The organism is Nitratidesulfovibrio oxamicus, assembly GCF_015731765.1.
GTDB lineage: Bacteria > Desulfobacterota > Desulfovibrionia > Desulfovibrionales > Desulfovibrionaceae > Cupidesulfovibrio > Cupidesulfovibrio oxamicus.
In genome coordinates this window covers 1-577 of the sequence record NZ_VRYY01000769.1, presented here as the reverse complement: position 1 = coordinate 577, position 577 = coordinate 1, and the positions used below count along the sequence as shown (strand labels likewise).

Here is a 577-nt window from a genome sequence, read left to right as displayed (position 1 = left end):
GGGGCCGCGTGATGCGCGTCGTCCACTTCGCCGTCACCCCGCTGGCGGGCGCGCCGTTGCGCCTTGTGCGGGCGCTGAACGCCCACCTGCCCGGCTGCGCGGCCCGGTTGGTGGACCTGACGCGCTACGGCAGCGAGGACTTCGGGCAGGACGTGGTGTTCGACGAAACGCCCGACCTTGCCCGCGAACTGGCGGAAGCAGCCGACATCCTGCACTTCCACAATTATCTGGACCTGGATTCGCGCCACTTCGCGCCCATCGATTTCCGGGCGCTGGCGGAAAAGGGCACGCTTGCAATCCGCCAGTTCCACAGCGAGCCTGGTCTGGTGGCGGGGCGCATGGGCATCACCCCCGCCGCGCTGCTGGCCCAGCCCATTCCCGCGCTGGTGGTGGGGCAGTTCCAGGAACGCTGCTACCCCCGCGCGCTGGTGGTGCCCAACCCCCTGCCCATCCACGACGCGGACCACCTGCCGCACGACCCGGCCCTGCACGGCCCGCTGCGCCACGACGTGTTCCTGTCGCCCACCCGGCTGCATTCGGCCTGGGCCGACCGCTGGAACACCAAGGCCCGGCCAGA

The 577-nt window shown here is 71.1% G+C and carries 1 pseudogene; it reads left to right on the top strand.

Annotated elements, in window-relative coordinates:
* Positions 1–577 (top strand): annotated as a pseudogene (locus tag FVW20_RS18365) (glycosyltransferase family 1 protein); the annotation flags it as partial.